This window comes from Algoriphagus mannitolivorans DSM 15301 (assembly GCF_000429425.1).
Classification (GTDB): domain Bacteria; phylum Bacteroidota; class Bacteroidia; order Cytophagales; family Cyclobacteriaceae; genus Algoriphagus; species Algoriphagus mannitolivorans.
In genome coordinates this window covers 142,963-169,271 of sequence record NZ_AUBV01000006.1, presented here as the reverse complement: position 1 = coordinate 169,271, position 26,309 = coordinate 142,963, and the positions used below count along the sequence as shown (strand labels likewise).

General features: G+C 42.5%; 21 protein-coding genes. 15 read left to right on the top strand and 6 right to left on the bottom strand.

Features of this window, described 5'->3' with window-relative positions:
• The first annotated feature begins 60 nt into the window (after positions 1-60).
• Positions 61-540, top strand: coding sequence for an Mpo1 family 2-hydroxy fatty acid dioxygenase (locus G458_RS0107435; RefSeq protein WP_026951342.1), 480 nt, complete (start codon positions 61-63; stop codon positions 538-540).
• Here G458_RS0107435 and G458_RS0107430 read toward each other — a convergent pair.
• Entirely contained in the window at positions 537-2,810 is a 2,274-nt protein-coding gene (locus G458_RS0107430) for a patatin-like phospholipase family protein (protein ID WP_026951341.1), read from the bottom strand. The two genes, G458_RS0107435 and G458_RS0107430, sit on opposite strands and share 4 nt — an antisense overlap.
• 196 nt (positions 2,811-3,006) lie before the next feature.
• On the opposite strand from G458_RS0107430, the gene G458_RS0107425 reads away from it, so the two are divergent.
• Positions 3,007-3,501, top strand: coding sequence for a DUF4494 domain-containing protein (locus G458_RS0107425; RefSeq protein ID WP_026951340.1), 495 nt, complete (start codon positions 3,007-3,009; stop codon positions 3,499-3,501).
• Positions 3,502-3,538: 37 nt separating this feature from the next.
• On the opposite strand, the gene G458_RS0107420 is transcribed toward G458_RS0107425, so the two are convergent.
• A complete protein-coding gene (locus tag G458_RS0107420; RefSeq protein WP_026951339.1) occupies positions 3,539-4,150 on the bottom strand; it encodes a hydrolase in 612 nt (203 codons plus the stop codon).
• Positions 4,151-4,232: 82 nt separating this feature from the next.
• On the opposite strand from G458_RS0107420, the gene G458_RS0107415 reads away from it, so the two are divergent.
• The gene (locus G458_RS0107415; protein ID WP_026951338.1) at positions 4,233-5,282 is read left to right on the top strand and encodes a PAS domain-containing protein; all 1,050 of its coding nucleotides are present in this window, start codon (positions 4,233-4,235) and stop codon (positions 5,280-5,282) included.
• Between the two features lie 52 nt (positions 5,283-5,334).
• On the opposite strand, the gene G458_RS0107410 is transcribed toward G458_RS0107415, so the two are convergent.
• Positions 5,335-6,207, bottom strand: coding sequence for an SDR family oxidoreductase (locus G458_RS0107410; protein ID WP_026951337.1), 873 nt, complete (start codon positions 6,205-6,207; stop codon positions 5,335-5,337).
• A 75-nt stretch (positions 6,208-6,282) separates the two neighbouring features.
• On the opposite strand from G458_RS0107410, the gene G458_RS0107405 reads away from it, so the two are divergent.
• Positions 6,283-7,080: a hypothetical protein gene (locus tag G458_RS0107405; RefSeq protein WP_026951336.1), complete on the top strand. Its 798-nt coding sequence runs from the start codon at positions 6,283-6,285 to the stop codon at positions 7,078-7,080.
• Positions 7,081-7,189: 109 nt separating this feature from the next.
• Here G458_RS0107405 and ahcY read toward each other — a convergent pair whose 3' ends face one another.
• Both ahcY and G458_RS0107395 read right to left on the bottom strand, forming a co-directional pair.
• Positions 7,190-8,509, bottom strand: coding sequence for an adenosylhomocysteinase (ahcY, locus tag G458_RS0107400; protein ID WP_026951335.1), 1,320 nt, complete (start codon positions 8,507-8,509; stop codon positions 7,190-7,192).
• 74 nt (positions 8,510-8,583) lie between these two features.
• Positions 8,584-9,348: a biotin--[acetyl-CoA-carboxylase] ligase gene (locus G458_RS0107395; protein WP_026951334.1), complete on the bottom strand. Its 765-nt coding sequence runs from the start codon at positions 9,346-9,348 to the stop codon at positions 8,584-8,586.
• 58 nt (positions 9,349-9,406) lie between these two features.
• On the opposite strand from G458_RS0107395, the gene rsfS reads away from it, so the two are divergent.
• The 4 genes from rsfS (at position 9,407) to G458_RS20380 (ending at position 13,564) form a co-directional block, all read left to right on the top strand.
• Positions 9,407-9,754 (top strand): ribosome silencing factor, encoded by a 348-nt coding sequence (gene rsfS, locus G458_RS0107390; protein ID WP_026951333.1) that lies wholly within the window; start codon positions 9,407-9,409, stop codon positions 9,752-9,754.
• Positions 9,755-9,820: 66 nt separating this feature from the next.
• On the top strand, positions 9,821-11,899 hold the full coding sequence (gene ftsH, locus G458_RS0107385; protein ID WP_026951332.1) for an ATP-dependent zinc metalloprotease FtsH: 2,079 nt from the start codon (positions 9,821-9,823) through the stop codon (positions 11,897-11,899).
• Positions 11,900-11,960: 61 nt separating this feature from the next.
• Positions 11,961-12,737 carry a UDP-2,3-diacylglucosamine diphosphatase gene (locus tag G458_RS0107380; protein WP_026951331.1) on the top strand — a complete coding sequence of 259 codons (777 nt, stop codon included), beginning with the start codon at positions 11,961-11,963 and terminating at the stop codon, positions 12,735-12,737.
• Positions 12,734-13,564, top strand: coding sequence for a hypothetical protein (locus G458_RS20380; protein WP_051287108.1), 831 nt, complete (start codon positions 12,734-12,736; stop codon positions 13,562-13,564). Before G458_RS0107380 ends, G458_RS20380 begins: the two co-directional genes overlap by 4 nt.
• A gap of 55 nt (positions 13,565-13,619) precedes the next feature.
• Here the strand turns inward: G458_RS20380 and G458_RS0107370 are convergent, their stop codons facing one another.
• Positions 13,620-14,045, bottom strand: a complete 426-nt coding sequence (locus G458_RS0107370; protein ID WP_026951330.1) for an FKBP-type peptidyl-prolyl cis-trans isomerase — start codon at positions 14,043-14,045, stop codon at positions 13,620-13,622.
• A 181-nt stretch (positions 14,046-14,226) separates the two neighbouring features.
• Here G458_RS0107370 and G458_RS0107365 point away from each other — a divergent pair, with 181 nt between their 5' ends.
• The 7 genes from G458_RS0107365 (at position 14,227) to G458_RS0107335 (ending at position 26,278) form a co-directional block, all read left to right on the top strand.
• The gene (locus tag G458_RS0107365; RefSeq protein WP_026951329.1) at positions 14,227-15,609 is read left to right on the top strand and encodes a sigma-54-dependent transcriptional regulator; all 1,383 of its coding nucleotides are present in this window, start codon (positions 14,227-14,229) and stop codon (positions 15,607-15,609) included.
• Positions 15,599-16,942 (top strand): sensor histidine kinase, encoded by a 1,344-nt coding sequence (locus G458_RS0107360; protein ID WP_026951328.1) that lies wholly within the window; start codon positions 15,599-15,601, stop codon positions 16,940-16,942. Before G458_RS0107365 ends, G458_RS0107360 begins: the two co-directional genes overlap by 11 nt.
• A gap of 144 nt (positions 16,943-17,086) precedes the next feature.
• Positions 17,087-17,728: a cytochrome c nitrite reductase small subunit gene (gene nrfH, locus G458_RS0107355; protein ID WP_026951327.1), complete on the top strand. Its 642-nt coding sequence runs from the start codon at positions 17,087-17,089 to the stop codon at positions 17,726-17,728.
• A 1-nt stretch (position 17,729) separates the two neighbouring features.
• Complete coding sequence (gene nrfA, locus G458_RS0107350; protein WP_026951326.1) at positions 17,730-19,223, top strand: ammonia-forming cytochrome c nitrite reductase; 1,494 nt, start codon at positions 17,730-17,732, stop codon at positions 19,221-19,223.
• A gap of 11 nt (positions 19,224-19,234) precedes the next feature.
• A complete protein-coding gene (locus tag G458_RS0107345) occupies positions 19,235-20,557 on the top strand; it encodes an alginate export family protein (protein ID WP_026951325.1) in 1,323 nt (440 codons plus the stop codon).
• Positions 20,558-20,570: 13 nt separating this feature from the next.
• Positions 20,571-23,675, top strand: a complete 3,105-nt coding sequence (gene ccsA / locus G458_RS0107340) for a cytochrome c biogenesis protein CcsA (RefSeq protein ID WP_026951324.1) — start codon at positions 20,571-20,573, stop codon at positions 23,673-23,675.
• 203 nt (positions 23,676-23,878) lie between these two features.
• Positions 23,879-26,278 carry a poly(ethylene terephthalate) hydrolase family protein gene (locus tag G458_RS0107335; RefSeq protein ID WP_026951323.1) on the top strand — a complete coding sequence of 800 codons (2,400 nt, stop codon included), beginning with the start codon at positions 23,879-23,881 and terminating at the stop codon, positions 26,276-26,278.
• Positions 26,279-26,309: the final 31 nt, after the last annotated feature.

The window sequence follows — 26,309 nt, the reverse complement described above, 5'->3', positions numbered from 1 at the left end:
ATTTTTTTCTACAGGTTCAGTAATTTGACTACAATCTAGCCCATTATATCCCAAAATGCCATGAGAAAAATAGAAGCTTTACTTGAGGAATACGGAGAAAGCCATCAAAATCAAACCAATAAACTGATTCATTGGATCTGCGTACCATCGATCTTCTTCAGTATTGTGGGGCTTATTTACAGCATCCCGGCTGATTTTCTTGCAGATGCTCTCCCCTTCTTGGGAAATTTCGCCAACTGGGCTACGATCGTGCTGATCTTTGTGCTGATCTATTACATCTCTCTTTCTGTACCTCTTACTTTGGGGATGCTCTTCTTTTCTGCTGTATGCTTGGCCTTGGCAAACTTCCTTTCCATTTCTTTTCCTGGGAAATTATGGGCGATCAGCCTGGGGATTTTCGTCATTGCCTGGATTGTCCAATTTATTGGACACAATATAGAAGGCAAAAAACCCTCATTCTTCAAAGATGTCCAGTTTTTGATGATTGGTCCGGCTTGGTTAATGCACTTTATTTACAAGAAAATTGGTATTGCGTATTAATCAGGAATCGGGGCATTTTCCTCAAAAATTTTCCTGAGTTTTCGGAGTGACTCCTGATTCTTTTCGGTATAAATACTCAACAGAATAGACTTCTTCTCCCTTGCAGTCAGTCTCCAGTTTAGGGATGCTCTTTGCATAGCCTCTTGACTTCCAGTAAGATCTGAAGTCTGTACCTTCTCTGGCGCATATTCAAACTCCACCTTGGTCAGGTCAAAAGGCATTGACTCTGCCATATAGTTGAATAAAACTTCGTTTTGGATAGTTTGGACGTGATCCCAGTTTGAATAGATGTTTTTCAAGGGATTAAACACTTTTTCAAAAACTCTTTGGGGTTCAGTTTTGGGTATCTCCAAATTCTTTTCAGAATCCCGAATCGTAATCAATATAACCCCAGAGGTATTTTGTGCAATCCATTCTTTAAACACATAAGTAAACCTGAGAGCATCCTGAATCCCAAAATTATCCGAAAGGCCAGTGTCCATAGTTTCCATGATCGGGTCGGAAGGCAACTGAACATTTGGAGTGATAAAAGGAAAGGTAGCCCCCATTCGAAGAGCACTCAAAAATCTCAGGTTGTCTGAATCATGGTCCGCAAAGAATCGAAGAAAATCAATGGTTTGCTTTTTCTCATCCCTAGCCGATTTCCCCAAAAGGGATGTCCCCAAAAAGGACATGGAATGGGGAGAAATCACCAGCTTCCTACCGTCATTTGTCACTAAGGTTGTCACAGGCAAAAGAGGAATAATCCCCTCAAACTCCGGTTGGTAATAAGCTTGCAAAGGCTTATCCAAGATTCCTTCGGTATTATCATTCAATTGCTTTTCAAAAGCGTATCCCCGGTCTTTCAAGTGACTGTATCCCCGAAATTCGAATTTTTGGTTTCTGATCAATAAATCATTCACCAAAAGGGTGAAAATTATCGGATTCAGATTATCCGCTGAGATCTGGTCCAAATACTTCTGGTCAAGTGGGTTGTAGATCGTATCAGTCAAAGAGCGAAGGTAAATTTCTCTGAAAAAGGCTTGCCCGATAACCCCTCCTGAAGCTCCTGTGTACAGCTGGGTGTGCCTGGTAATCTTACCGCCGGCTATGGTGTGGAGATTTTGAAGAACTTGAAATGTCCAAAGTGAGGCCCGCTGCCCTCCGCCACTTGCTGCCACCAAGACCAATTTGGGAAGAGAGTCTTGCTGGAACTTTCCCTTCCAATTCCCCAGAATTTGAATCAAATTCTCCCGGTCTTTCTCAACGGTATCCGGATGCAATAGCTCAGAAAGTCTCTCCAGATTATACGGAGCGCGCTCAGCAGCATAGTTCAATCCAAAAGCCTCATGGGGCCGATTTAAAAAAGCATGGTTGGAAAAATAATTCCCTAAAAACACTAGAGCAATCACCATAATCGTGGCGTAACTTCTCAACCAGAAACTTACTGCACCGACCAGCATGACCAAAATGGCCAGAAGGAGCAAAGCACTCATGGCAGCAGGAAACTGAAGAATCTCCTTTTCCTTGAATACTCCCAGAAATAAAACAAAAAGAATCAGGGTAACCTGTATAATGAAGAGGTTGAGATGATTTTGATCAAATACTCTCAGGAGCTTTCGATGCTCAAATCTGGAAATATCCGGACGGACATCTTTAACCTTCAGGCCTATGGTCAAATAGACCAATACTTTATCCTTCTTGTCTTTAAGCTCTTTAAGTTGATTGAGGGCATTGGCTCTGGTCAGCCTTACCTTTCGAAGACGCCGGTCCACATTCCCCGCGAATAAGACGAAAAAGTCTTTGTTGGTCATGGAGAAATACCCAAAAATCAAAAGATAAGACACTATACTTCCCAAGGAAAATCCCAGGAAATATTTGAGAACCTCGAACTGAGACGGAAGGTCATTATCCAACTGAAATACAATAAATTTTATAGTGTATATCAGATAGAAGACGAAGGGAATGATGGAGTTATTAATACAAAAATGAATGAAGGGCTTTGGTACAACTGCCAAAAACTTGAACTGGCTTGCATCCATGATGTAGGTAGTCATATGAAAAGCCATCGTCATGACAGCAAGCCCCACTCCCATCAAAAAAAAGCTTAGCCAGGATACCTCATGAAGATACTCAGGATCCAAAAATAGAAATGGGATCCCTAATACCACCCCAAATTGCTCCAGGACGATCCCTGCCAAAACAATCCAAACGAGAATTAAAGCCAAATTTTTCCTCAAATGGAGTAAAAACAGCTGGATCGGGAAACTATATAGAAACTTTTCGCTCATAAGGGATTCGAAGTATAAGTTAATTCATTTTCCATTCATTTTTAATTAACCTTTTCTCCGTACTGCAATCCACCACATTGAACTACTGGTTTTCAGGTCATTGACTTACCACATTAAATTTTCTCAATTTTCATCACCATTTCTTTGGCTGCTTTGCCTGATAAAAAGTACTTTCGAGCCTGAAAAATAACTGACTATGAGAACCTGGTTTTTGTGCAAAGTAAAATATGCAAAGGAGACTGAAGAAGGATTGCTGAAAAGTATCTCTGAGCAATATTTGGTGGATGCAGTGTCTTTTACCGAAGCAGAGGCGATTCTATATGATAGATTAGGTTCCCAGATTCGGGGAGACTTTCAAGTGACCGGGATCAGCAAAAGTAATATCGTAGACGTTTTCTATTACGAAGATGCAGATATCTGGCATAAGTGTAAGGTGACTTACCTTATCGCGGACGCAGATTCTGGCAAAGAAAAGAAAGTCACTCAATACATGATCGTAACGGCAGAAGACGTGAAGCAGGCATATGACCGAATTCAAGAAAGTCTGAGCAATATGTTAGTAAGCTTCCGAGTACCGGACATTACTGAAAGTCCTATTGTAGAGGTATTCCCTTTTGAAAAAGATGAAGTGGCGGAACAATTACCTCCTGGCAACTTTCGCCCAGTAAACCAAGTCGAGGAGGAAGACTAAAAATAAGGCCGTGAAATCTAAATTCACGGCCTTTTTTTTAATTCAAATCTGCATTCGCTTGATTGGAAATCACAAATTGAATCAATTCCTCCACGGAGATTCCCGCTTTCTCGGAAGCATCTGCGATATCCTCCCTGCTCACTTGCGCAGCGAATGTCTTGTCCTTGAGCCTTTTCTTGACTCCTTTGATTTCCATCCCGGCATATCCTTCTGGTCGCATGAGAGAATAAGCATGGACAAAGCCGCTGAGCTCATCAAAGGCATAGAGCATTTTATCCATCTCTGAAATTGGCTCCACCCCAAAATATCTAGGACCATGTGAAGCAATGGCTCGGATGATCTGCGGATCTATTTTCCGGTCTTCTAATTCCCCGATAATCTTACGGCAATGTTGCTCAGGCCACTGGTCCCAATCAGCATCATGAAGAAGTCCTGCTAGATACCATTGATGCTGAATATCCTCAGAATAGCCTTTGATTCCGGCATAAGACTTCATCAAATGAGCAACTTGCTTCATATGAACCTTCAGCCTTTCGTTCTTCACCCAGTCATCCAACAAGACCTTTGCCTCAACTAGAGATAGAACATTTCCGGCGCACTGGGGATCTCCAAATTCACTTCTATGAAGAAACATAGAATCACTATTCATTTTAAATATATTTTTATGTATTTTGAACCTTTATTTTTGTTCTTTATATTTACGCCTGCTAATCTCTGAGAGTTAAATCTAGATGCAAAACTGGGAATCCATACAGGCTCTTAGCCAAATCACTCTTGCTTCAGAATATTTTCTGCAAGTGACCTTGGATAATATTGGCCAAGTGGTATCCTCAAATTCCTCCATTGGACCTGGACCTACCCTTTTTGATAGTCCAGAAAAACCGATTTTTTTCAAAGATTGCTTTCTCCCTTCAGATTGGGGAAAATATGAAAATCAGAAAAGAAAAGCTCAACAAAGCCATCATCCTTCTTTTTTGGTAGAGCTTCAAAAAATTAATTACCCGGAGTTAACCACCACAAGGACCAAATGGGAATTTTTCTTTATTTCTGAGGAGCATGATACCTGCTTGGGAATAGGTCATCACGTCGGACAAAAGATGCCGTATAGCATCGGTCTGGCAGAAGTTATGGAAGAAAACTCAGGGAAGCACGAAATTCTTGACTCTCTCCTAGAGAATAAGCTCTTAGGGTTTTGGGTATTTGATCATGATAACAAGTCCGATCAAATAAGTACAGGAATCGCTCAGATGTTGGGATTTACCAAAACAAAAGCTGAAAACTCCCAGAACATTTCCCTGAAAAACCATATTCATCCCGAAGACTACTCAGATCTTGCGAAAGAACTGAAATCCTACCTGAACACGCCTGGGAACCTACCATTTAAAAAAGAATTCAGACTCATTTCAAAAAACAACCAAACTACTTGGGTGGTGGGTTTTGGAAAACCTTCCAAATGGTCTTCAGAAGGACTCCCTATCCAGATCCAAGGATTTTTGATAGACATTACTGAAAGAAAAAAACAGGAAGTTTGGCTTCGAGAGCACCATTATTTTTTAAAGGATTTGGCATTTCAGCAATCTCATGGGATGCGTGCAAGAGTCGCCAATATCATTGGAGTGATGGAAATCTTAGAAACAGAATCCCATGATTCAGAGACCCAAAAGCTCCTTGGAATCATCAAAAAAGAAGTTAAAATGCTGGACGATTCTCTGAAGAAAAGTATCAAAGAATCTGTCCAGCAAAATGAATCTTTGGAAAAAGGGATTAACCCCTCAATCTAAAGATCCCTCATTTTCCATCGTGCCTTCAAATAGCCCCAAATCACTTTGGGGCTCATTGCTTTTTTCCCCGGGATGCCTCCATCATGTCCCAGAGTTCCTCTGGAATTTGGTCAAGGTTATTAAATTCACCCGCGCCTTTTAGCCACTCTCCCCCATCTATAGTTACCACCTCTCCATTAACATATGCTGAAAAATCAGATACCAGATAGGCTGCTAGGTTGGCCAACTCTTGGTGCTCCCCTACTCTTCCTACCGGGACTTTTTTAGCAGGGTCAAATTTCTTAACCAAATCTCCTGGCAAAAGTCTGCTCCAGGCACCCTCTGTAGGAAATGGACCGGGAGCGATGGCATTGCTTCGAATTCCATACTTTGCCCATTCTACCGCAAGTGATCTCGTCATTGCCAATACACCAGCTTTTGCAGCTGCTGAAGGAACTACGTACCCAGAGCCTGTCCAAGCATAGGTGGTCACGATATTCAAAAAGACACCCGCCTGTTTATTGGCTATCCAATCTTTTCCAGCTGTCAGTGTCACCTGTGAAGTCCCTTTCAATACTATATCCAATACTGTATTGAAAGCATTGGTAGAAAGTCTTTCCGTAGGGCTGATAAAGTTTCCTGCTGCATTGTTGAGCACAACATGGATTTCTCCAAACTCCTTTTTGGCACTTTCCCACATCTTTTCGACTTGGTCTATTTCCCGGACATCGCAAGCCAGAGCAAGTACCTTACCTCCCTTTGAAGCCATCATTTCCTTGGCCGTCTCTTGGAGAACGTCCAGTTTCCTCGAAGTGATCACCAAATTGGCCCCCAATTCCAAGAAATACTCTCCCATTGATTTCCCTAATCCTGTACCTCCGCCAGTTATCAGGATATTTTTATCTTTGAGTGCATCCTCTCGAAGCATTCCTTTATTAAAATTCATGGATTATTAGTTTGTTTTGATTCAAGGTAATAATCAGGCCCGGTAATTGAAAGGATCAAAAGCTCTCCTTTTTATATGAAAAAAATTTTTCTTTACCTTCTTTCATTTATCCTCCTGACCAGCTGCAGCGAAGACATCAGTCAGGATATCCAAACTGACATGCTACAGGAAGCTGACCAGTTTTTTACACTTTCTGAGATTGTCAATGAATCCAGCTATCTCGGTAATTTCTCTTTTGGCGACTATTTCAGAATCACCTCGGCAAGTTTACCAGGATGCCCCACTTTATCACTCAATTCCCAGACACTTGAGATTACCCTGGATTACAGTAAAGTAGAAACCTGTGACCAACAAAATACCGTGGCAAGATCCGGGAAAATCATATTGGATTTTTCTCAAGCCAATTCCAACAACCCTACATGGACGATGAAATATGAGGGCTATACTTTTCAAAAAACAAAAATTGATGGCATCAGATATTTCAAAAGACTTTCAACCAGCCAGAACTCTGAATCCTTTGAAAATCTGAAAATCACCACCGAAAACAACCTTGGGTTTACCATCAAAGGAACCTATACCTATTTCTTGTCCAGATTCAATTTTAGGCCTTTTGGGATCAGCTATGTCGGAAGACATGAAGGCATTAATCCGGCTGGGAGGAGTTTTGTCCAGTCCATCACGGAGGCCAAAGAGCTTTTTATCAATTGCTACAGTGAAGGATTTACCCTGCCACAAAAAGGAAAAGAAAACTGGAAAGTCTCCCGTGGCTCTACTGACTTGAACTATACAGTAAACTATACCTCTACACAAGAATGTGTCATTCAAGTGAAGGCAGTACTTCCTGACGGAAGAACCATAGATCTTCAACCCTGAAACAATCTTTTTTATTGGACTAACACGATTGATTTTGATTTAAAAATCAGTCGAAAACGAAAAAGCCCCGGAGTTTTTCCGAGGCCTTAACATAAAAGATACTATTGAATTAATATCTGTAGTATTCAGGCTTGAATGGACCCTGAACTTCTACTCCGATATACTTGGCTTGGTCATCAGAAAGTGTATCCAATTCCACACCCAATTTGGTTAAGTGAAGAGCAGCTACTTTCTCATCTAGATGCTTTGGAAGCACATAGACACCTGGCTGATAGTTCTCATGGTTTTGCCAAAGCTCAAGCTGCGCCAACGTTTGGTTGGTGAATGAGTTGGACATTACAAATGATGGGTGACCAGTAGCACATCCAAGGTTTACCAATCTTCCTTCTGCCAAAACGATGATTTCTTTTCCATCCAAGTCGTACAAGTCCACTTGAGGCTTGATGACATTCTTGGTATTACCATAATTTTTGTTCAACCAAGCCATGTCGATTTCATTGTCAAAGTGACCGATGTTGCAGACAATTGCCTTGTCTTTCATCGCTTTGAAATGCTCACCTGTGATGATGTCTTTGTTACCAGTGGCAGTTACCACGATATCTGCTTCTTTTACAGCATCTACCATTTTCTTCACCGCGAAACCATCCATCGCAGCCTGAAGGGCACAGATTGGGTCGATTTCAGTAACGATGACTCTAGCACCTGCTCCTCTCAAAGAAGCTGCAGAACCTTTTCCAACGTCACCATATCCAGCTACAACTGCAACTTTTCCAGCCATCATCACATCGGTAGCTCTACGGATAGCATCTACCAATGATTCTTTACAGCCGTATTTATTGTCGAATTTCGACTTGGTAACAGAATCGTTTACGTTAATAGCAGGCATCGGAAGAGTTCCGTTCTTCATTCTTTCATAAAGTCTGTGAACTCCAGTGGTAGTCTCTTCGGACAAGCCTCTGATTCCGGCTACAAGCTCAGGATATTGATCCAAAACCATATTGGTCAAGTCACCACCATCATCCAGAATCATATTCAATGGCTTCTTGTCTTCACCGAAGAACAAGGTTTGTTCGATACACCAATCAAACTCCTCAGCAGTTTGACCTTTCCAAGCATATACTTGAATTCCTGCCGCAGCAATTGCAGCAGCTGCATGATCTTGAGTGGAAAAAATGTTACAAGATGACCAAGTCACCTCAGCACCCAGCGCTACAAGGGTTTCAATCAAAACTGCAGTTTGGATCGTCATATGAAGACAGCCTGCAATTCTTGCTCCTTTCAAAGGCTGAGTAGGGCCAAACTCTTCTCTCAAAGCCATCAAACCCGGCATTTCTGCTTCTGCAAGTCTGATTTCTTTTCTTCCCCACTCAGCAAGCGAGATGTCCTTCACCTTGTACTGGATAAATTTTTCAGATTTAATTTCTGACATAATATGTATAGTTAAAATGTAAACTTTTGAAAGTCCGCAAAGTTACCGGATAAATTCAAGAATATAAAACCGGACTAAAAGCTCGGGAATACAACTTCTTTCAAGCCAAATTCTTCCTGCTCACCGGATTTATGTTCGATTTGGAGTTTACCGTCCTTCGAGATTCCGACTATTTTTCCTTCAAAGATTTTATCCCCTTTGGCAAATTCGGCCCATTCCTCTCTCAAATATAAATTCCTTAAGTATTCGGCTCTTATTTCTGCAAGCTTGCCTTTTTTCAACTGGATATAGGCTTGTTCCAAAGCCACGACCATCAACCTAAAAAGCTCCTGTAGGTCAAATTTGTTTTGAGCTATTTGAGCCAAAGACACCGCGCTGGGGTGAGAAAACTCAAGCTGATTGATATTCAATCCAATTCCTACCACTGCAAATTCCCATCCCTTACCTCCCACGGTATTTTCAATCAAAATCCCTCCTATTTTCCCCTTATTTTCTACTACCAGATCATTAGGCCATTTGACTTTCAAATCAGGAATGTAATCTTGAAAGACCTTGACGATCGAGTTTGAAACCATCATATTGAGGTAAAACTGCTCGGATATATCCAAGAATCTGGGTTGAAGAATTAAGGAAAAAGTCAAATTTTGGCCTGCTTGGGTCAACCAAACGTTTCCCCTTTGCCCTTTGCCTCTATATTGATGATCTGTAATGACGATACTTCCCTCGCTGGCCTTACCGGATCGGACAAGTTCTAAGGCTTTGTCATTGGTAGAGTGACACTCTGGCAGGAAAAGGACATCTTTCCCCAAAAAAATCGTGTTGGCAAGAATTTTATACATTAATTTTCGGTTCAGCTTATAAACAGCAAAAGTCGTAAGCAAAAATTAACCCAATCATATGACAGCAGAAGCGCTGAGCAAAGTTATTGTCAAAGGTATGGAAGAAAAAAAAGCTTCTGATATCTTGGTGATGGACTTGAGAAAAATAAAAAATACAGTTACTGATTTTTTTGTGATTTGCTCTGGTAATTCGGACACCCAGGTGGAAGCCATTTCCAAATCAATCGAAGAAGAAGTACATAAAGCCGGCGATTCTCCTGCATGGAGAGTGGAAGGCAAATCAAACGGACAGTGGATCCTGATGGACTACGTCAATGTGGTCGCCCACATTTTCCTCAAAGACCAGCGTGAATTTTACGGTCTGGAAGAACTTTGGGGAGATGCGAAAACTACCCGAATCAAATGATTTTAGGTTGAACTTTCAGCCTTTAAGTCCGTTTTAGCATAGATTTATAGCATTACTAGATTAGCGATGAGCGATAAAAACAACAGGAATAAAAATAAAAATTTTGTCCCCAAAGCCCCTCAGAAACCCAATTTTCAGCTTTGGCTGATTGTTACGGCAGTTTTGGTTTTATTGGGATTAACATGGATTCAGCAGCGAGGGTCTGTCGTGGACATCACTCAAAAGCGCTTTGAGGACATGTACTTAGCAGGTGACGTGGCCAAGGTGGAAATCATCCGAAACATGAATCGGGTGGATGTAACCTTGAAGCCTTCTGCCCTTCAAAACAGCAAATACAAAACCGAGTTGGAATCCAATTCAGCGTTTTTCAATCCTTCCGGTCCGCATTACTCTCTCCAAGTAACCACTTCAGATAAGTTTCAGGCGGATTTCCAAGCTATGGAAGAAAAAATGCCAGAAGATCAAAGGATTTCCTTCCAGGTTAAAGTGGAAGAAAACTGGACCAACTGGTTCAGCAGCTTTGGTTTCCTGATTTTACTCTTCGTGTTCTTCTGGTTCATGATGAGACGAATGGCTGGTCCTTCTGGCCCAGGAGGTCAGATTTTCAATGTAGGCAAATCCAGAGCTCAGCTCTTTGATGCAGAGAATAAAGTAAAAATCACCTTCGACAATGTTGCCGGTTTGGATGAAGCCAAAGAAGAAATTCAGGAAATTGTCGAATTCCTCAAAAACCCATCAAAATTCACCAAGCTCGGAGGTAAAATCCCAAAAGGCGCATTGCTTGTAGGCCCTCCAGGCACTGGTAAAACTTTGCTGGCCAAAGCCGTAGCAGGAGAAGCTGGAGTACCATTCTTCACGCTTTCCGGATCGGATTTCGTGGAAATGTTTGTAGGTGTGGGTGCGGCTCGTGTAAGAGACCTCTTTAAGCAAGCTAAGGAAAAAGCACCTTGTATCATCTTTATTGATGAGATCGACGCGATAGGTCGATCCAGAGGAAAAGGCCAAATGCCAGGCTCCAACGATGAAAGAGAGAATACTTTGAATTCACTCCTTGTGGAAATGGATGGGTTTGGTACTGATTCCGGCGTGATTGTATTGGCCGCTACCAACAGACCTGATGTTTTGGATAGCGCCTTGTTAAGACCTGGACGATTTGACAGACAGATTTCCATTGACAAACCAGACATCGTCGGTAGAGAGGCTATATTCAAAGTACACTTGAAGCCTATCAAAATCTCCGAGGATGTGGACGCGAAAAAACTTGCCGCCCAAACTCCAGGATTTGCCGGTGCAGAGATCGCCAACGTATGTAACGAGGCCGCTCTGATTGCCGCCAGGAGAAATAAAACTGCAGTTGACATGCAGGATTTCCAGGATGCTGTGGATCGAGTGATCGGTGGATTGGAGAAGAAAAATAAAATTATTTCCCCTGAGGAAAAGAAAATTGTAGCCTATCACGAGGCTGGTCACGCTGTGGCAGGCTGGTTTTTGGAGCATGCTGACCCATTGGTGAAAGTATCCATTGTGCCACGGGGTGTTGCAGCATTGGGCTATGCACAGTATCTGCCAAAGGAGCAGTTTCTTTACCAAACCGAGCAGTTGATCGATGAAATGTGCATGACCTTGGGAGGTAGAGCAGCCGAAGAAATCGTTTTTGGTAAAATTTCTACCGGAGCACTAAGTGACTTGGAAAGAATCACAAAATTGGCTTATTCCATCGTGTCTGTTTATGGCATGAATGAGAAATTGGGTAACATTTCCTTCTACGACAGCAAGAGCGATGGTTACAAAATGACCAAGCCCTATTCTGAGGCCACTGCAGAAATGATTGATCAGGAGGTAAGCAAACTGATTCAGTTTGCCTATCAGAGAACCTTGGATTTACTCCGGGAGCATCGGGAGCATTTGGAAATTCTGGCCAAGGAACTTCTGGAAAAAGAAATCCTATTCCAGTCTGACCTAGAGAAATTGATTGGCAAAAGACCATTTGCAAAAGAAACGACCTATCAAGCCTACACCAATAAAAAAGACAAGGTGAAAGGTCCTGAGCTGGTTGCAGGGGAAGAGGAAGCAAAACCTGAGAGTTCGGATCCCCTGACCTCAGATCCCATTCCGTCACCTAACCCTGACAACCAAATCTCCTAATTCCAAGCCCCGAATATTTCGGGGCTTTTTTAATTTTGCATCCCCCTACTATCTTTAATTCATGCAATCTCCTCCTTTGGACTTCCCGCTTCAGGATAAAAAGATCTTCTTCGCTTCAGATTTTCACCTCGGTGCACCCAATGCCGTAGAGAGCAAAATCCGGGAAAAGAAAATTATATCCTGGCTCGATAAGATTGCAGACGAGGCTGCAGCAATATTTCTGGTAGGAGATATTTTCGACTTTTGGTTTGAATACAAGGAGGTAATCCCGAAAGGGTTTATTCCCTTTATTTCTAAGATTCAGCAGCTGCGGGAAAGAGGCATCCCCATCCTTTTTTTTACCGGAAACCATGACCTCTGGATGAAAGACTATTTCACCCAGGAATTGGGAATACCGGTCTATCACCATCCCATAGAGATCTCCGTGAAAGGTAAAAAGATTCTGGTCGGACACGGCGATGGCTTGGGCCCCGGAGATCATACTTACAAAATGATCAAGAAGGTATTCGTGAACCCTTTAGCCCAGTGGCTATTTCGATGGTTTCACCCTGATTTGGGGATCAGACTAGCCAAGGCCTGGTCTGGAAAAAGCCGTATTTCAAACACGGAGAAAAATGAAAATCGCTTCTTGGGAGAAGACGAGTGGCTCTGGCAATATTGCAAAGAAATGGAGACCAAAATTCATCATGACTTTTACATTTTCGGTCATCGCCATTTGCCTCTTCAATTGAAAGTCTCTGAAAATTCAACCTATTTCAATCTTGGGGAATGGGTAAGCCAATACACTTATCTAGTCTTAGATAGGGAAGGTCCAAAACTTGAAACCTATACCTCATGAGGGTCGGGCTGATAATGATTTTCTTTTTGGGTTTTTTCGCAGCCCAAGCACAGAAGACCAGTTCGGCCTTTTTGGGAACACCAATCTTTAGCCACCCTATTCCCAACCTTGACTTGGTTTCTTTAGACACCAAGGATCAAATTTTCGCCAGTAACACCTCCGGAGATATTTACCTTATAGACTCCAGAGGAAAGCAGCTTAATTTTTTTTCTCCTTCCCGTCAAGGCCAACTCAGCCAGTTGGAAGCTTCTTGGACTGTGAATATTTTCGGCTTTTCCACTGACCTACAGGAATACAGAATTTTGGATCGATTCCTCAATCCTTTGGTGGAAAAAGGATTATTTGATACCGGAATTACCCTAGCCAAAGCTGCTACTCTAGGCAACAACAATGTTCTCTGGATCTGGGACGAATCTGACCTTTCCTTAAAAAGTCTGAATTACCTCCAGAATCAAATCATTCAAACACAGCCCTTGAATCTGATTTTGGATTCCCCGGACCTCACAGTTATGGAAATCCGCGAATTCAAAAATCGGTTATTCATGAATGTCCCAAATTCCGGCATTTACATTTTCGATAATCAAGGTAATTTTCTTCAAAAAGTCGATTTACAACTCAATCAACGCCTGTGCTTTTACAAGGAAAACCTGTATTGGGTGGAAGGAAAAAAGCTTAAAAGATACTCTTTGACCCATCAAGAAATTTTTGAAATTGGTGACTTACCCTCATCAGATTATCTCTACCTCCAAATTGGGCAGCAGATACTTACCTTAGTCAGGAAGGACCAAATCGAAGTCTATCCCATTCCTAGAGGTCTAAATCCCTAAAATCAAAAAAAACCGATGGAGTTCTTCCATCGGTTTTTTCTAGGATCTTTTAGAATCAATTGATCTCCATCAATTCGATATCGAAAATCAAGTCTTTTCCAGCCAGTTCATGATTGGCATCCAAAGTAATTTTTTCCTCTGTCACATCCACCACAGTCACAGGCATTGGCTGACCACCACCACCTTGAAGAACTAGCTGCAAACCGATTTCAGGCTTGATATCTTGAGGCACTTGGCTCAAGGGAACGTCGATCATCATATCCTGTCTTCTTTCGCCATAAGCCTCAGCTGCTGGGATAGTGACAGTTTTTTTATCTCCGATGGCCATTCCATAGACCGCTGCGTCAAATCCTTTAATCATGTTTCCATCACCCAAGGTAAATCCTAAGGGGGATCTGTTTTGGGAACTATCAAACACACTTCCGTCGTCCAGTCTTCCGGTATAGTGAACCTTGACAGCGTCTCCTTTCTTTGCTAGCATAAGTTTTACTTTTAGTGAATTACAAAGGTAAGCCTAAAAAACCGGACACCCAACCGGACAAAAGTGTCCGAAAACAGTATAAAATCGTACTATACCGTACACTTTTTACCGAAAATCTATGCATATTGGCTTTAAATCCACTTGGCACCATTTTCCCCTATACTAGACAAAACAATGAACCATGGAAAATCAGACGCTCGGAAAGATCCTTATTATTGACGACAATGAAGACCTGCTCTTTGCCGCCAAAATGCTTTTGAAAAAGCATGCCAAGGAAGTGGTGATAGAAAAGGATCCCCGTCGAATTCCTTTTTTGATCAACAACAACAGCTTTGATGTGATTCTTCTGGATATGAATTTCCGGGAGGATACCACCTCCGGAAAGGAAGGGTTTTATTGGCTTAGCCAAATCAAAGAGATCGACCCCATGGCTGTGGTAATTTTGATTACGGCTTTTGGAGATGTGGAAATGGCCGTCCAAGCCCTTAAAGAGGGAGCTACCGATTTTATTCTCAAGCCTTGGCAGAATGAAAAACTTCTGGCAACGCTTCACTCTGCCATCAAATTAAAAGAAAGCTACAATGAGGTAGATAAGCTTCAAAAGAAGCAAAAGGCTCTACAAACAGACCTGAAAAAACCATATGCGGATATCATCGGGAATTCTGCCTCCATGAAGAATATTTTCTCCATCATTGACAAAGTGGCTCAAACCGATGCCAATGTCCTGATCCTAGGAGAAAACGGAACTGGTAAGGAATTGATCGCAAGAGCAATTCACGAAAGATCTCTCCGCAAAGACGAGATTTTCGTCGGTGTGGACATGGGTGCTATTACAGAAACACTCTTCGAATCGGAGCTTTTCGGACACAAGAGGGGAGCATTTACCGATGCAAAGGATGACAGAGCTGGTCGATTTGAAGTGGCAGACAAGGGAACCCTTTTTCTGGATGAAATCGGAAACCTATCCATGCCTTTGCAATCCAAGCTTCTTACTGTCTTGCAAAAACGAGAAGTGACCCGCATCGGAACCAATAAAGCCATCCCAGTGGATATTCGCCTGATCTGTGCGACCAATATGCATGTGCACGAGATGGTCCATGACCATACTTTTCGACAGGATTTGTTGTATCGAATCAATACTGTGGAAATCTTCTTGCCTCCCCTGCGGGAAAGACAGGATGACATTCCTCAGCTTGCCAATCACTTTCTAAAGCAGTATTCTCAGAAATACAGGAAAAATTTCAGCGGATTCACCCCATCCGCCATGGAGCTTCTTCAACGCTACCCTTGGCCTGGAAATATCCGGGAACTCCAGCATGCCATCGAACGAGCAATCATTATGGCCGAAGGTGATCAGTTGGATTCCAGAGACTTCTTTTTCTTATCTGCAAAACCCGCCTCCGAAAAAGTACAGGCCTCCGCAACCCTCAATTTGGATGATATGGAACGAAGCACCATCCAGCGAGCCATTGATAAAAACGGAGGAAATATCTCCAAAGCTGCCAAAGAACTGGGATTGACCAGAGCTTCCCTCTACAGAAGATTGGAAAAGTATGGATTATAGAGTTGGCTTATTGGGCAGGATTGCCTTAGTCTCAGCCTCGCTGTTTTTAATGGCTTACTCCATTTTGGATACTTGGGGAGTTTTCATGACTTCCCTTTTTCTCATTTTGGTAGTCGTCCAGATCGTATTCCTGTTGAGGTATTCTGAGAGCTCATTCAAAAAAGTCCGGATCTTTCTGGACAACATCAAGCAGGATAAATACTCCCAACTCTACCCGGTCAAGTTTGACGGCACTGAGACTGATGACCTCCACATTGAGTTCAATGCGATCTTGGCGAAGCTCAAAGAAGATCAGGCCGAGAAGGAAGCCAACTACCATTATTTTCGTTCGGTATTCAAGCACCTCAGCATTGGGTTGATCACTTTCGGAGAAAATGGCGAAATCCAAATTCTGAATGTGGCGGCCAAGCGGATCCTGAATGTGGATGAGCTGAAAAATGTTTCAGAGATCGAAAGCATCAATAAAGAACTTCATCTGGCCATCCAAAATCTTCGAACAGGAGGATCCGAACTGATCAAAATCGCACATCCTGACGGAATCATGCAGCTTTCGGTCTATGTCATCGAATTGCTGATGCGTGGCGAGAAATTCAAGCTGGTCTCCCTCCAAAACATCCAATCTGAACTGGAAGAAAAGGAAATGGAAGCCTGGCAAAATCTGGTCAAGATTTTGACCCATGAGATCATGAATTCCATTGCCCCGATTTCTTCCCTGGCTGGAACTCTCAAGGGAGAATTAGAATACAAACTCGAGCACAACGAGCCCTTATTGCCGGCTGATATGGAAGATTGTATGATGGGAATCAGCACAATTGAAAAACGAAGCCAAGGTCTGATCGGGTTTGTTTCAGATTTCAGAAGCTTGGCTCATATCCCTGCTCCAAAATTCACCAGTATCGGAATAGCGAAACTATTTGACCAATTGGAAATTTTACTCCAAAACCAACTGGAAACCCATCAGATCACCCTAAATAAAGAACTGAATCCCAAGGAACTGATTCTTTTCGGAGACCAAAATCAGATCGAGCAGGTGTTGATCAATCTTCTCCAAAATGCCATCCAGGCACTTGAGGATGCCGATGAAAAAATTATCACCCTTAAGGCCTATATAGACGAAGCTGGGAAAATCATTTTGGAAGTCTGCGATACCGGGAAAGGTATTGAGGAGGAAGCCTTGAGCAAGATTTTCATCCCTTTCTTCACGACCAAGAAGAAAGGTTCAGGAATCGGACTCTCCCTTTCCAAGCAAATTATGCGTCGGCATAAAGGTAACATTCAGGTTCGTTCGACCTTGGGAGAAGGAACTCATTTTAAATTGATTTTTAATGGATAAGGCCACTTGGGTGGAGTACTGATTCATTTTATCTGACTGATTTTTAAGGACTAAGGAGAATTGATCCTAAAAATTCCTCTTAACTGACTTTTGTCATAATATCTCAAAAATGCTTGGGCTACTTTTAGATATAAATCTTACCCAGTGGCATTACCTCAGCGATTTAAGCGATTCCTGTTTGAAAAAAGCTTGGTTCCACCTAGAAAATGGAGGCCGATAGCCACATTTGTGGTAGCCTTGATAGTTGGGTTGGGGTTCTTTTTGTTGGATTTTTCGAATGCCTCCTCCTACCTCTCTGATGATCCACAAGCCTGTGTCAATTGTCATATCATGCAACCTCAATACGTGACATGGACTCATAGCTCTCACCGCGAAGTAGCTAATTGTAACGATTGTCATGTCCCTCATAATAATATTGCCAATAAATATTTCTTTAAAGCAAAAGACGGGCTTTACCATGCCTCAGTATTTACGATGAGGGGTGAACCAGAGGTAATCCAAGCCAGGCAACCTTCAATTGAAGTAATTCAGGCAAATTGTATCCGATGTCATCAAGATCAAGTCACCGATGCAAAAATGGAAACATTCGTAGCAGACCATGCCAGCAATCGCCTAGACCGAACCTGCTGGGAATGCCATAGAGATGTACCTCATGGAAGAGTTAGAAGCCTTTCCTCCGTGGGGGCTCAAATAGAGCCGATTAAAGAATATAGTTCTTCTGATCTTTCCGTGATTCCTACTTGGCTTAAAGAATCCATGGACAAGCAGAAATCCAAACCCAACTAATATGAAAAACTGGATCCTATTTCTCATTACTGCTGGCGCAGCTTTTTTATTGGGCCTACTCGCTGTCAACATATTTGAAAGAAAAACCGAGGCAAAATACGCCTACCAGCCAAAGGTACAGTTGGATGGGATTGAGCCGAGAGATTCCATCTGGGGGCTCAATTATCCGAGGCAATTCCAGTCTTATCAAAAAACACAAGACACTTCTTTCCATAGTATGTATGGCACTTCTGGCCACAAGGACATGCTTGAGTCTGACCCGGAGTTGGTGATTCTTTGGGCGGGATATGGGTTTAGTAAAGATTACAATGCCCCTAAAGGACATTTTTGGGCAGTAGAAGACATCAACAAAACCCTACGAACCGGCGCGCCCATGGCACCCGGAGAGGGTCCAATGCCTTCTACGTGCTGGACTTGTAAGAGCACGGATGTTCCTCGGCTGATGAGCGAAATGGGTGTCGCCGAATTTTATAGCCATAAGTGGTCAGATTTTGGTTCCCAAGTTATCAATCCAATTGGATGTGCGGATTGCCACAATCCGCAAACCATGAAATTGACCATTACCAGACCAGCCCTGATCGAAGCCTTTGAGGCTATGGGCAAAGACATCAAGCAAGCTTCTCATCAAGAAATGCGATCATTGGTCTGTGCCCAATGCCATGTAGAATACTACTTTGACAAGAAAAAGCCAGGATTGGAAAATGCACAATACCTTACTTTTCCCTGGAAGGACGGTATGGATGTGGAGAATGTGGAAAAGTACTACGACCAAGCTCAATTTTCAGATTGGACTCATCCCTTGAGCAAGGCTCCCATGCTCAAAGCTCAGCATCCCGATTATGAAATTTTTGAAATGGGTGTCCATGCCAAGCGTGGAGTAAGCTGTGCCGATTGCCATATGCCTTATCAAACAGAGGGTGGCCAAAAATTCACCAACCATCACATTGGCTCTCCCTTGGCCAATGTTGAAAATTCATGCTTTGTCTGCCATCGGGAAAAAGTAGATGATTTGGTCACCGATGTCTATGAGCGTCAACGCAAAATCAAAGAAGGGACAACTAAGCTCCAAAAGCTAATCGCAATGGCTCATATAGAAACAGCCAAAGCCATCGAGTTAGGAGCCACAGAAGCCCAACTTGCCCCAATCCAGCAAGGTTTACGCCATGCCCAATGGAGATGGGATTACTCCGTGGCCTCCCATGGAGCTGCTTTCCATGCCCCTTTGGAAACTAGCCGTATTGTGACCTCTGCCACAGACATCATTCAAGAAACACGAATCAAATTAACAAGATTATTAGCCAGCCTGGGATATAATCAGCCTGTTCCCATGCCGGATTTTTCCAACAAGTCAGCTCTTCAATCCTACATAGGACTGGATATTCCTAAGGAAAAAGCTGCTAAACAAGACTTTTTAGATCAAGTAGTGCCACAATGGCTGAAAGAGGGTAAAGCAAGACAATCCCAAAAACCTGTAAAAACAATTAGCAGCAAATAACCCCAAAAGCCATGAAACCATTTATCCTGAATCTTGGATTGGCAGCATTGAGCCTGCTGATCCCCTTGAATTCCTTTGCCCAATTTAATGTGGATGGCCAAATGCTCATTCGAAGTGAATTCCGTAACGGGTACAATAAACCAATCTCCGAAGGACAGGATCCGGCTGGGTTTATCGCCCACAGAGCTAGAATACAAGCAGGTTATAAACTAGACCAGTTTAATTTTTATATGAGTGTCCAGGACGTGAGAACCTGGGGAAGTACCTCCCAAGCTAATATTTCCGACAGTTTTCTTTCCCTCCATGAGGCGTGGGGAGAAATTAGTCTTGGCGAAAACTGGAAAGCTAAACTTGGACGACAAGAGCTCAACTATGATAATTTTCGATTTTTAGGAAATCTCGATTGGGCTTTGCAGGCAAGATCCCATGACTTTGCACTGGTGAAGTATGAAAAGGAAAAAATGAAGCTACATTTTGGAGGAGGATTTAACCAAGATGGACAGAAGCTAAATGGAAACTTGTACACAATACCCAATCAATACAGGTCGGCTCAGCTCATACGCTATGAAAATGTCCTAGGAAAAGTTGACTATTCCCTTCTTTTTTGGAATGAGGGAAGGCAATGGTCTATAAAGAACTCAAATGGAGTAGTTACGGATCAGGGAGTACGGTTTAGACAGACTTTTGGAATTCCAACTTTAAGAACCAAGATCAATAACACCACTTTAAGTGGTTATTATTATTCTCAATTTGGAGAAGATATCACCGGAAAAAAGGTATCTGCCTTCAACGCAAGTGGGCAGATAAGTCAACTTTTGCTCTCACAAGAAGATGGGCGAAAATGGAGGGCTACCCTTGGAATGGAAATAATCAGCGGAACAGACCCAATGGGGGAAGACAAAAACAGGTCCTTTTCCCTCCAATATGGAACCAATCATTTGTTTAACGGCTATATAGACTGGTTTTTTGTCAGCAACACTTGGGAAAACTCTGTTGGACTCAAGGATTTGTTTGTCAGAAGTCGATATGAATTTAGTCCCAGGTTTTGGATTCAGACAGATGCGCATTCTTTCTCAGCTTATGCGGAAACTATCCTGCCCACCGAATCCGGAATTTCCGAAAAGAACAAAAATCTTGGAGCAGAATTGGACTTTACCTTCGGTTGGATACTTCAGGATGCCGTCTCTATACAAGGTGGATACAGCCAGTATTTTTTATCAGACACCATGCGTTCCCTCCAAGCCGGGAATTTGCAGAGTAAGCAGAATTGGGCTTATTTGATGATTGTACTTAGACCCACCTCCAAAGCAAAATTTATTGGAGTTCTTCAATAATAACCAGCACTGAATGAAGTTTCTTTTTTCAACCAAAATCAGTTTAATTCTCTTATTGATCTTGGCCATTTCCATGGGGGTAGCCACCTTTATCGAGAATGATTACGGCACATTAGTGTCCAGAAATCTAGTCTACGAGGCCTGGTGGTTTGAGCTTTGCATGGCTTGGCTTGCTGTTAATTTTTTGGCACACATCCAAAAATACCGACTGCTCTCTAGGGAAAAGTTCCCCGTAGGTTTATTTCATTTAGCCTTTGTACTTATCCTTATAGGAGCTGGCGTGACCAGATTTTTTAGCCGGGAAGGAGTCATTCATATCCGTGAAGGACAATCTCAAAACACCTTTTTCTCGGCAGAAAACTACCTTCAACTGAGAGATGCATCTGGCAATCTTGCCCAGATTCCTCAGGAATTTATTCCTAAAGTTTTTAATGTCACGGAAATTCCGATTGAGCTGGATGGAGAAACATTCATTCTTAAAGCTGAGGAATATATCAAAGGAGCCAATCTGGGCTATGGGCCAGGAAAAGAAACATTTCTGGAATTATCTCTATTGGAAAATGGAAACAGAAAGGACTTTACCCTCCGAAACGACCAAACGCTACAGCTTGGAGCAATAAGTATAAGTACCAATCAACATCCTGATGTTCAACTCCAACTTTTCAAAACTGACTCCAGCTGGAATATCAAGTCTTCCTTTTCAATGCAGTTAATGGAAATGGCCACTCAGAACATGGGATTTCAGGATTCTGCACAAATTGCTCCTCTTAAACTCCGCACCTTATATCAGTGGGAAGACGGGGCATTAGTCGTTCGGTCCATTCATGAAAATGCACAGAGAATACTTAGCTCGGAGCCTGATGAAAAACTCGCAAAAAATCTATTGGACGGAGTGAAACTTTCGGTTTTGGACAAGTCAAAGAGATTGATTCAAACGGGATATTTTTTAAAAGTCAATCGCAATCCTGAATGGATCGAATTTGAATCTCAGGGCAAAACTTACCAATTTACCTACGGTCCAAAAGCACAGACTTTACCTTTTTCTCTTTACCTGAATGACTTTCAATTGGAGCGATATCCAGGCTCTACAAGCCCCTCCAGCTACGCCAGTGAAGTGATGATCATGGACGGAGATGAGGACCCGTGGCCTTTTAGAATATTCATGAACAACGTTCTGGACTATCGAGGATTCCGATTTTACCAATCTTCTTATGACTCGGACGAACGGGGCACTGTCCTTTCTATCAATCAGGATAGACCAGGCACCTATTTGACTTATCTGGGTTATTTCCTTTTATCCCTGGGAATGGTTTGGACTCTATTTGCCAAGGGAAGTCGATTTCAGAGCCTGCTCTCTAAGCTTGGCAAACTACACAATCCGGCTCTGCTCTTGCTCTTTTTACTGGGTATTCAAGTCCCTTCTTTTGCTCAGGAAACTCAAAAAATCCACCAGATACCTCAAGAGCAGGCTTCTGCCTACGGAAGGCTGATCGTGCAGGATCTGGACGGCAGAATGAAGCCGCTCAATACACTGGCAAATGAAATTCTTAGGAAAATTCATGGGAAATCCACCTTGAAAATAAACTCAGGTGAAGATGAAATCGAATTAAGTCCTGAGCAGTTTTTATTAGCTGCTCAACTGGCTCCTGAGTCCTGGACCAAGATCCCGATCCTTAAAATAGACCCAAAAAAATCATTTGAGCTTTTTGAAATCCTGGGAAAGGTACCCAGTTCTTACCTGAGTTTCTCAGAATTAGTGAGTGAAGACGGAGCTTATTTATTGACGACCCAGGTTGAAGAGGCCAACCAGCTGAAGCCATCCCAAAGGACAGAAGGCCACAATGAGCTCCTCAAGCTTGACGAGCGGTTTAATATTTTTTATGGAGTATTGATCGGAGACTTTTTGAAAATCTACCCTAACCGACTTGATGATAACCATACCTGGTATACTGGCCAACAATTCAATGAAGGTTTTGAGGAGGAGGATGGGATTTTTGTCAAAAATATAGGCCCTATGTATTTGCAAGCTCTTTTGGAGGGATTGGAATCCGGGGATTGGACACAGGCCGAGGAAACTCTCAGCTACATTGACCTATACCAAAGAAAAGCCGGTGAAGAGGTTTACCCGAATCAAACATTGATCGATGCAGAATTGCTATATACCCAAATAAATCTAGGTAACCGCCTGTTTGGAGCGTTTTGGATTTTGGGAGTTCTGATGCTGATTATCGGAATCATCAGGCTTTTTAAGGAAAGTAAAATCCTTGAAAATACCTTCAAATTCGGTACCCTCTTGGCTTGGATTGGATGGTTTACCTTCACCTTTCATTTAGCCTTGCGCTGGTTTATTGCCAAGCATCCACCTTGGAGCGATGGATTTGAAATGCTGGTATTTGTAGCATGGGGAATCTTATTCTTTGGATTGGTTTTTTCTTCCAAATCCAGATTCACAATACCCCTCGCCTTAATATTTTCAGGCACTTTGTTGTTTGTCAGTTTTCTGGATTGGCTCAATCCTGAAATCACCAACTTAATGCCTGTATTGAATTCGTATTGGCTAAAAATCCACGTTGCCATCATCGTCAGTGGATATGCACCATTAGCCCTTTCTTCCATTATGGGACTTTTGTGTTTATTCTTCCTGATTTTCAAACCAAAAAACCCTCAAACCTCCTGGTGGAATGCCCAAAAAGAACTGATAGCTGTCAACGAGCTTTCATTGACTATTGGACTGTTTTTATTAACCATCGGAACTTTCCTAGGGGGTGTCTGGGCCAACGAAAGCTGGGGAAGATATTGGGCATGGGACCCGAAAGAAACCTGGGCACTGATTTCTGTTGTGGTATATGCCATTGTACTTCATCTAAGGTTAATCCCTGCAACTCGATCTGCTATCGTATTTCATTTAGCCAGCTTGTGGGCTTTTTCCTCTATTCTTATGACCTCTTTTGGGGTGAATTACTACCTATCTGGGCTTCACTCTTATGCCAAAGGTGATCCTGTACCCGTTCCTGATTGGGTCTTTTGGACCATTGGGATCTTGATGATTGTGTCGGTGATAGGTTCGCTTAAATTTCAAAAACTAAGCTTTGAAGAAAAGGAAAAATTGAAAATTTAAGGAGTTCTATTTTTCATTATTCACCATACTTCCGCTTCGATTTTTCAATTGGAAAATGATTTCACTTTCCGGAAAGAAGATGGAAAGCGCATGAAAGCTTGTTGTCTGCCTAAAATAGAGTTTAGGAGATTACATCCCGTGATTCCGGGAAAAAGGGATACTTCCATAAAAAATCTTTAATTTCTAAGATTAAAGTCCCTTTTATGTCCTTAAAACAATCCTTTCTCAAACTGAAAGAATGGCTTACCAGACTTGGCAACAAACTCAAACCTGGAAACCATTCCATTAAAGGGGCCGCTTATGGGCTTCTGATCGGTTCGATTTTATTTTTTGTCATTGAAGTACTAGGCATGGCCATGAATTTCAAGGATCCCTGGATCATGGCCTTAGGGATATTGGTTATTTTGGCCTCTTTGCTTTTTACCTATTTGGGAAATTGGCTTATTGCTAAGTTTTACCAGATTCCAAAGGCTTTTAAAATTGCCCTGCTTTTCTCCATTCCTGTTCTCCTCCTAGTTCGGTTGGGAGATCCACGGATTATGGTTTTTTTAATGATCGTTTTTTCACTGCTTGGTGCTGGGTTTGCTGTAGTTAGGGCTTCACATTTTAAAAATCTCACGCTCCCCAAAAAATCAATTGCCGTTTTGGGTTTACTCCTTGGCTTAGCGGGCATAGGAACGTTTGTGTATTTCCTTGGAATTAGGGGATTGGACATGAGGCCCTTGATCAATGCAGCAAAACTAGCTGAGGACAAAATCACTCCGATTGATTTAGAATCTCCTGCCAACCCTGGCCCTTTTGAGGTGGAATTTTTCACTTATGGATCAGGCGAGGACAAGCAAAGAGAAGAATATGCAGCGGGTGTTAAATTCAAGACAGCCTCCGTGGACGGAACTGCCTTTTTGGATCAATGGGAGGGAATTTCAGGAAAATACCGTACTCGTGCCTGGGGATTTGACTTCAAAGCATTGCCTATCAATGGCCGGGTTTGGAAACCTAAAGGCAAAGGACCATTTCCCTTAGTCCTGATTGTTCATGGAAATCATCCGATGCAGGATTATTCCGACCCCGGGTATGAATACTTGGGAAATCTTCTGGCTTCCCGGGGTTTTATCTTGGTCTCAGTGGATGAAAATTTCCTCAATGGCTCTTGGTCAGATTTTCCAAAAGGTTTGGAAAAAGAAAATGACGCGAGAGGTTGGATACTTTTGGAGCATCTTAGGCAGTGGAAGGACTGGAATCAAGATCCAACCCATGATCTTTTTGGACAAGTGGCCATGGATAAATTGGCTTTGATCGGCCACTCCCGTGGTGGTGAAGCAGTAGGCCATGCAGCCATGCTCAATCAATTGGATTTCTACCCGGATGATGCGACTATCCCTCTGGGATACCATTTTGACATTCAGTCCATCATTGCCATTGCCCCAGTGGACGGTCAATACAAACCAGGTAGCAGTCTGACCAAGTTTAAAAATGTCAGTTATTTGTCCATCCATGGGGCTCAGGATCAGGATGTGGAATCTTTTGACGGTGCAAAGCAATATGAACGAATTTCCTTTTCCGATTCCATTTATCGCTTCAAAACCGGGGTTTACATTGGAAATGCCAACCATGGACAGTTTAATTCTGGTTGGGGAGACAATGATATGCTGGCGACCTTCTCTGGAGTTCTAAATCGGGGCCAACTTATGGATCCAAAGGACCAGGAAACTATCGCCAAAGTCTATATCAGTGCATTTTTGGAAACAACGCTTCATCGCAACCTAAGCTATCTTCCACTCTTTGCCGATGCAAGGAAAGGACGTAATTGGCTCCCTGAAACCATTTATTTGAGCCAGTTCGAGGATTCAAAAAGTAAGTTTTGGGCTGGATATGACGAGGATTTTGATGTCCTCACCCTAAGTGATGGAGGAAAGGCTCAAGGCTTAAACCTGAGCCTTTGGAGAGAAGGTGAAGTCCTTCCCAAGTATGGTTTGAAAGGGACTAGAGCGGTATTCTTGGGATGGAATTATGAAGAATTTGGAAAGGACAGCTTGGATTGGGAAGCAACTACCAAACCCAATCTTCCGGACTCTGTCCGTGCCAGCTATACCCTGACCTTAGGGCCAGATTCATTTCGTCCAGACTCGAGCTCGGTTTTGATATTTTCCCTAGCGGAGTCTGATGAAAGTTCTAATCCGAAAAGCAGTGGGAAATGGATAAAAAACAAGAACGACAATAAGCCAGAAAATCCTGAGAAGAACGATAGTGATAAAGAAAAATCAAAAGATGATGAAAAGAAGGATGATAAAGCCTTAATTCCTTTGGATTTTACGCTGGAATTGAGAGATGACCAAGGGGAGCGGATTTCATTTTTATTGAGTGAGTATTCGCCATTGCAGAGACTGATTAAGACCAGAGTAATGAAGATTCAATTTCTGGATAAGAAGGACGAAACTGAGAGCATCTTTCAGTTTTACCAGTTTGATTTAGGAAAATTGACGAGCCAAAACCCCAATTTCCAAGTCGAAAAACTCCGCCAAATCCAATTCATATTTGATCAATCGGAAGCTGGGGTAGTGGTATTGGATCAGGTAGGTTTGATGCCCAAATTTCCGAAATAGACTCATGCCTTTGCCCAGAAATAACCCGCCA